Below are 6,847 nucleotides of genomic sequence, written 5' to 3'. Positions count from 1 at the left end.
ATTGAAGGGAGGTAATAACTTGTTCAAAACCTGCTGTTTTCGTTCTTCACTATAGCGTGGCACTATCAAGCCTTAACGCCCCAACTGGTTAAATTTTAAGTAGTGACAACTATCCTGCCAGAGGGGGCTATTATGCCTTATCAAACCGGAGGTAAGGTAGATATCAAAGGGGAAATCAAACAACTTTGATGCTAATGGATGGCCATAAAACACCGAAGTTAAGCTATTGTTGTAGGGATCTTTTTCACGATTAAAGCTAAATATCTCACCTATATTTGAAGGTGTCCCCCAACCATGAGCGAACCTAATGTAACCTTTTGGTAAGCTGGGTAAATAGCTTTGGCTTTGCGAAGGGGGGTTAAACAAGCCGATACCTATATAGCTTTCCATTTGCGAGACAGAACGAATATGCTCGCTGTGATAGCTGTTGCTATCCAATCGAGTCACAGCCAAATCACCCAGCAAATATAAGTTTTTGTAAAGGTGGAGTCTGCCTTTAGTACCAACCTTTAGATCAATTCCTGAGCCTAGTTGATACTGCTTCAAGCCATAATAATAGTCGTTGAACCGTTCACCTTTTACACGAAGATTAAAATATGGAGATAAATCCCAATGACTATGAGTGAAGTGGTATTGAGTATATAGATTGGCGTAATAGCGAGAATGCTCATCAGTCAACACTTCCAACTGAGCTTTCCAATGCGGCACAAGGTTTATTCCAACCATCCCCCCCATGTCAAACCCAGTACCATTGATTTGATTTTGAAAATCTCTAGGTATATCAAAAAATCTAAACTTCCCCATAACTCCGGCATAGAGGGATTCACCCTGATACAACTCGTAGCTTGCGGTAACCCCATCCAAAAAGAGCCGTTCACCATGATAAAAGAGTAAAGGAACCACATCATCAACATATTTATCATTGGCATAGAATGGTACATCTGCATGTCTTAAACCGATAGCAACCCCCCACTCTAAAGGTGAGTCTGCATAATCGGAAGCAGCGAAGCTAAAGCTAGATATTAGGCTGGCAATAAATAGTAAGGCGGTATATCCACGCACGTCAGTGATCTCCCCTTGCTGTGGGAGGCTGATTATACAAAAAACGAAAGCAAGTGCCTTCGTTTTTTGTCTGGTTCATCACTGACTATTTGTTAATCAAAGATTCCATTTCTTCACTATCAATATGGCGTACATCTTTCCCTTTTACAAAATAGATAATGTACTCACAAATGTTTTTACAACGGTCACCGACACGCTCCATCGCACGCGCAGCCCAAAGAACTTTAAGCACATGAGGAATAGAGCGAGGGTCTTCCATCATAAAGGTCATCAGCTCACGAACCACGCTTTCATATTCACGATTAACTTTAGCGTCCGAGGCATGGATTTTCACCGCTGCTTCCACGTCCATGCGGGCAAAGGCATCCAACGACTCATGCAGCATTTTCACGACATTGCGGCCCATGTGTTCAACACTCACCAAAGGCGGCTGAGTTTTATTGGCGTTATCAATCACCATATGGGCAACTTGTTTAGCTTCATCACCAATGCGCTCCAGATCGGCAATGGTTTTGATAATGGCGATCACCAAACGTAAATCACTGGCCGCGGGTTGGCGCTTGGCAATAATACGGGTACATTCTTCATCAATCGAGACCTCGAGAGAGTTCACTTTGCGATCACGCTCAACAACCCGCTTCGCCACGTCTTTATCTTGGTCATGAACAGCATCAATGGCATCATTCATTTGCTGTTCAACTAAGCCACCCATGACCAAAACTTGGTTGCGCACATTTTCTAGCTCAGCATTAAACTGGCCCGAAATGTGTTTGTTTAAATTCATGTTTTCCATTTATAGCTCCTTCGGGCCTAGCCGTAACGTCCAGTAATATAGTCTTCGGTTTTCTTCAAACGAGGGGTAGTAAACAGCGTATTGGTATCGGCATATTCTATCAACTCACCCATATACATAAAGGCGGTTTGATCTGACACCCGCGCCGCTTGTTGCATGTTATGGGTTACGATCACCACGGTGTACTTGCTTTTTAGCTCGTTGATCAACTCTTCAATGGTCAAGGTTGAAATAGGATCCAACGCCGACGTTGGCTCATCGAGTAATAGCACTTCAGGTTCAATGGCGATGGCGCGAGCGATAACCAAACGCTGCTGCTGACCGCCCGATAAACCAAAGGCATTATCATGTAAACGATCTTTTACTTCATCCCAAAGGGCGGCACCACGCAATGAGCGCTCTACCGCATCATCTAGCGAGCGGCGGTCTTTAATACCCTGTAACCGCAGCCCGTAAACGACGTTTTCATAAATTGATTTAGGGAACGGATTTGGTCGTTGAAATACCATACCAACACGGCGACGCAAGGCGGCCACATCAACATTACGGTCGTAAATATTAGTGCCGTGTAAGTCGATACTGCCCTCAATGCGACAAATATCAACCAAATCATTCATGCGGTTAATACAACGTAATAAGGTTGATTTACCACAACCCGATGGCCCGATAAACGCCGTTACCTGCCCTTTAGGTATCTTCATATTGATATCATATAAGGCTTGTTTGCTGCCGTAATATAAATTCAGGTCATTAATTTCCAATGCGGTCTGCGCTTCGGTTAAATTCTCCAGATCTAATGCTGGCGCCTTGGCTGTTTCTGCTGAGACTGAAATCATCTGTGTTACCTTTTTATGTTCTGTATGACCTGGATTATTGATCCAAGGCTCTGAATTTTTCACGTAAACGGTTACGGATAGCAATGGCGGCCATGTTCAGACCCACAATCACAGTAACCAATAAAAATGCCGTGGCATAAACCAGAGGACGCGCCGCCTCAACGTTTGGACTTTGGAAGCCCACATCATAGATGTGGAAACCTAAGTGCATAAACTTACGCTCTAAATGGAAGTAAGGGAAGTTACCATCTAATGGGAGAGTTGGCGCCATTTTCACCACACCGACTAACATCAGTGGTGCCACCTCACCTGCTGCGCGAGCGACCGCTAAGATCAAGCCAGTCATAATCGCTGGACTTGCCATGGGCACAATAATTCGCCATAAGGTTTCCGCTTTCGTGGCCCCCAGAGCCAACGAGCCTTGACGCACAGACGAAGGAATACGTGATAACCCCTCTTCCGTTGACACTATCACCACAGGTAAGGTCAAGATAGCCAAGGTAATGGCTGACCAAATCACACCTGGAGAGCCAAAAGTCGGTGATGGCAGCGCTTCCGGGTAAAAGATCTGGTCTAAACTGCCCCCGACCATGTACACGAAAAAGCCTAAACCAAATACCCCGTAAACGATAGAAGGGACACCGGCTAAGTTGATAACCGCGATACGAATCATCTTAGTGATGGGGCCTTTTTTGGCATATTCATGTAAATAAATCGCCGCGACAACCCCGAGTGGTGTCACGATCACCGCCATTAGCATAACCATAAACACGGTACCAAAAATGGCAGGGAAAACGCCCCCTTCTGTGTTCGCTTCGCGCGGGTCATCACTGACAAACTTATACAGCTGATGCACCCAACGGCCAAACTTGGCAAAGAAGCCCATGTCATTGGGGAAGTGCACGTCCAATACTTTTTGCATGGGTAAAGCGACTTCACGCCCATCCATGTCTTTCACGATGACCGCGTCACGAGATGCTTGGTTACGATAATCAAATAGCTCTTTTTCAAGGCCTAAGTATTGATCATGGTAGGCTTGACGCTGCGCTTCAAATTCCGCTTTGGCCGCATCATCTAACTCACCTTTAAGCTCGTAACTGCGCTCCTTTAGACGAAGACGCTCTAACTCATAGTTAATCTTACCAATGGGACCATGTTGTAATTCACTGGCCTTATCATTGAGCTCAATCGCCCGCTCCATGCGCTGAAATAGCTCGTTACGCATGTCTTGCGCCTTCACCGGCTCGCCATTTTCAAGTAAGCCAACCACGTAACCGTAAAAGTTACCGTTAGTAGAGCGTTCAAATACAGCAATCTCAGAGGGGGCTGACTGGCTTTTTATTTGGGTTTCCATGATCCAGCGGAAATCCAAATCCACGTATTCACGGTTACCGGTTTTGAGCAAATAACGTGTTATTACATCCTCATGATCATCAGGTAATTTTACACCCGAAGACAAAATCCGCTCGGCACTGACTTGTTCGCTATCGTATAACTCACCGATAACAGTATGACGGTGACCATTGAGCTCTTCTAACTCAAATTCATAGACGGCACTTGGCCAGAAAAAACTTAAGCCACGCCAAGCAATGAGTACTAATAGACCGACGACAGCCACTAAGCTAATAGAGACGGCACCGCCGGTCATCCAGATCCATGGCGCGCCCGATTTAAACCAATTTCTCATCTTTATCTCTCAGTTACAGGCTAGAGTACTTTTCGCGTAAACGTTGACGAACGAATTCCGCCAAGGTGTTGAAGCAAAAAGTGAATATAAACAATACAAAGGCAGCTAAGAACAACACTCGATAATGGGAACTGCCTACCTCAGACTCGGGCATTTCCACTGCAATGTTGGCAGCTAAGGTACGCATACCTTGGAACACGCTCCAGTCCATCAATGGCGTGTTACCGGTTGCCATCAGCACGATCATGGTTTCACCCACAGCACGGCCAAGTCCCATCATGACCGCAGAGAAAATACCTGGGCTAGCGGTTAAGATCACCACGCGAACTAAGGTTTGCCAATTGGTCGCACCCAGCGCCAAAGAACCGTTGGTCAAATGTTTTGGCACGCTAAATACCGCATCTTCAGCGATGGAGTAAATAGTAGGGATAACGGCAAAGCCCATCGCAATACCCACCACCAATGAGTTACGTTGGTCAAAACTGACCCCTAGCTCATTGGTTAAAAATTTACGTGCGTCACCGTCAAATAACCAATACTCAACTGGGCTACTGAATTGGAACGACAAGTAACCAATTAGAATCACCACAGGAATAAGAATCAGTGAGTGAGCCCCTTCCGGCGTCGCTTGCTTAAGAGACTTGGGTAAATTGTGCCAAATGAACGCCGCAATCAGCACGCCAACCGGCAGGCCAATGATAAGCATCACGATGCCAGGCAGATTTTCTTCAACAATGGGGGCTAGCCACAAACCGGCCAAAAAGCCAAGAATAACCGTGGGCAGTGCTTCCATTATCTCTACCGTGGGTTTCACCACTGAGCGCACCGGTGCCGACATAAAGTAGGCCGTGTAAATCGCACCCGCAATCGCTATCGGCACGGCAAACAACATGGCGTAAAAAGCCGCTTTAATGGTACCGAATGAGATAGGAACCAAACTCAGCTTAGGTTCAAATTCATCACTGGCCGAGGTCGATTGCCATACATAATCCGGCTCAGGATAGCCTTCGTACCAAACTTCTTGCCACAAAGCAGACCAGGTTACCTCTGGGTGTTCGTTTTCTAGGTCGTATAACGAAATTTTACCTTCCTGCTCAACCAAAAGAGCATTAGCACGAGGTGAAATAGCCAAGGCAGTCAGCGGTTTATCTGACAGTTTTTCAGATAGTAAGCGGGTATCACCCGTGGTGTGGAAAATGCCTAAATAGCCTTCCTGATCTAAGGTCAAAAAGCCCTTACGATAATATTCAGGCGCAATATCTATGATGCTGCTTTGCGCTTTAAAGTCTCGAATTTTAGTCAGTCGGCGCTCGCCATCTTTGGCCACTTCAAACCATTGTGAAATCGCGCCATTATCGTTACCAACAATCAAGGAGCTGGCCCCTGTGAGTAAACGCACCTTAGTCACGTTTGCCCCAGGCGCATTGATCTCTAAGACGCTGGTTAAAGAAACGTCATCTATGTCTGAAATATCGTAAATGGCAAGTCGATTACCACTGCGTAAATAGAGGTTACGCATATTGGGTAGCAACAATATTTGATCGACTTTGGCCGGTGCATCAGGAAGCACGGTGCTTTCTTGAGTCCATGTGATTTCTTCTGTCATCATGTTCTCTTCGGCCGTTAATGCCATAAATACGGTACGGCCATCTGCCATCACCGCAGCGATACCCGCTTGCTCTTCAGCCATTTCAAAGGCCAGATTTTTAATCGCACTGGCCGACTCATCAATCTGTAAATGTGCCTCCCCCATAGGGTAAAGCACGCGAGGCTCAATGAGGCGTTGATCATTAGGGTAAGACACCATGAAGTCAGGCTGAACAATTTGAATCGAGCCATCATCAAAGCCATACACCATCATGCCTTTTGAAGGGATGGTTTGGCTAAATGCCGTCACTTCTCCCGCCAGTTTTTCGGATAAGATCACCGAGCCGGCGTTGTCACCTTTCAAGGATAGAAACTCAATCAACCCGGTATCGGTTAATCGGTAGGCAATTTCATTTTGCTCTTCCATCCCTAGGGCCAAGGTTTTGCCATGGCCAGCATCCGCTTTGGCTAAATCTAAAGTGACTTGTTTTTCAATATGTGCACTTTCAAAAATAGGCTGCACAACATAAAGAAGGTAAACGAAAATAAGCAAAAGTGCGGTTAGAACCATGATTGCACCAGTGGTCACACTGTACTTCGCTAATTTATCTTTTACCAACCGCTTGCGACTCCCAGCAAGCGACAGGGAAAATTCCTCTGCCATTGGTATCCTCTGAATTGGTTTCTTGAACTGCGCACAGTATATTTCTTATTGATGACACTTTTGTTACATACAACCAAATGTTGCCGAAGAAAAATTCACAGCGAAAAAAAATCAACAAAACAATCAAGAACGCGACTCTCTGACAGAAGGCAAATAAAGCTGACAGATTGAATACATTGAGGATAAACGGAAAACTGAGACCCCTTCCAAAAATCAAC

At 45.6% G+C, this 6,847-nt stretch carries 5 protein-coding genes; all 5 read right to left on the bottom strand.

The genetic code is table 11. The annotated features are described in order from the left end of the window. Positions 1-72: 72 nt before the first annotated feature. The 5 genes from K6Y21_RS18440 to K6Y21_RS18420 all read right to left on the bottom strand — a co-directional run bounded on the left by K6Y21_RS18440 (position 73) and on the right by K6Y21_RS18420 (position 6,629). Positions 73-1,062 (bottom strand): MipA/OmpV family protein, encoded by a 990-nt coding sequence (locus tag K6Y21_RS18440; RefSeq protein ID WP_233073345.1) that lies wholly within the window; start codon positions 1,060-1,062, stop codon positions 73-75. Positions 1,063-1,147: 85 nt separating this feature from the next. Beyond that, positions 1,148-1,855 carry a phosphate signaling complex protein PhoU gene (gene phoU, locus K6Y21_RS18435; RefSeq protein WP_233073344.1) on the bottom strand — a complete coding sequence of 236 codons (708 nt, stop codon included), beginning with the start codon at positions 1,853-1,855 and terminating at the stop codon, positions 1,148-1,150. A 17-nt stretch (positions 1,856-1,872) separates the two neighbouring features. Beyond that, entirely contained in the window at positions 1,873-2,691 is an 819-nt protein-coding gene (gene pstB, locus K6Y21_RS18430; RefSeq protein WP_233073343.1) for a phosphate ABC transporter ATP-binding protein PstB, read from the bottom strand. 34 nt (positions 2,692-2,725) lie between these two features. Next, entirely contained in the window at positions 2,726-4,378 is a 1,653-nt protein-coding gene (pstA, locus tag K6Y21_RS18425) for a phosphate ABC transporter permease PstA (RefSeq protein ID WP_233073342.1), read from the bottom strand. A gap of 13 nt (positions 4,379-4,391) precedes the next feature. Continuing rightward, on the bottom strand, positions 4,392-6,629 hold the full coding sequence (locus K6Y21_RS18420) for an ABC transporter permease subunit (RefSeq protein WP_233073341.1): 2,238 nt from the start codon (positions 6,627-6,629) through the stop codon (positions 4,392-4,394). Positions 6,630-6,847: the final 218 nt, after the last annotated feature.

This window comes from Motilimonas eburnea, from assembly GCF_021295345.1.
GTDB classification, from domain to species: Bacteria; Pseudomonadota; Gammaproteobacteria; order Enterobacterales; family CBDFNC01; genus Motilimonas; species Motilimonas eburnea.
Note: the sequence above shows the minus strand (reverse complement) of the source record. Positions and strands in the feature narration are given on the sequence as shown.

Excerpts from the sequence above, each read along its gene's own strand:
- phoU (WP_233073344.1), bottom strand. The coding sequence starts at position 1,855 with ATGGAAAACATGAATTTAAACAAACACATTTCGGGCCAGTTTAATGCT.
- pstB (WP_233073343.1), bottom strand. The coding sequence starts at position 2,691 with ATGATTTCAGTCTCAGCAGAAACAGCCAAGGCGCCAGCATTAGATCTG.
- pstA (WP_233073342.1), bottom strand. The coding sequence starts at position 4,378 with ATGAGAAATTGGTTTAAATCGGGCGCGCCATGGATCTGGATGACCGGC.
- K6Y21_RS18420 (WP_233073341.1), bottom strand. The coding sequence starts at position 6,629 with ATGGCAGAGGAATTTTCCCTGTCGCTTGCTGGGAGTCGCAAGCGGTTG.